Origin of the sequence: Halomonas sp. ND22Bw, from assembly GCF_003011945.1 — a bacterium.
GTDB classification, from domain to species: Bacteria; Pseudomonadota; Gammaproteobacteria; order Pseudomonadales; family Halomonadaceae; genus Halomonas; species Halomonas halophila.
The window spans coordinates 1-243 of the sequence record NZ_PXWD01001587.1; the positions used below are offsets into that span (position 1 = coordinate 1).

Annotated in this window: 1 protein-coding gene; it reads right to left on the reverse strand. The window is 62.1% G+C overall.

What is annotated here, in order from left to right; genetic code table 11:
• The coding region (locus tag CVH10_RS26340) for a hypothetical protein (protein ID WP_181244736.1) at positions 1–243 on the reverse strand (243 nt) is incomplete at both ends.

A 243-nucleotide genomic window follows, 5' to 3' on the forward strand; every position in this document is an offset into this window, starting at 1 on the left:
TTCCTTGAGGTTCGCGTAGTATCCCTCGCCTCGCAGAAGCACGAGCGAGTTGGTGAACATGCGTCGGCGCAGCAGGGGACGGTCGAACGGCATGTTCTCGATCTTCGCGTCGAAGTACTCCAGCAGGCGGTCGCGAAGACCGTCGACGTCACGGTCCCCGGTCGTTTGCCGGAGGTCAAACTCGTAGAACCCGGGATCGAAGCAGACCCCTCCCGAGTAGTCGTCGAAGAGGCGTTCGCCGTG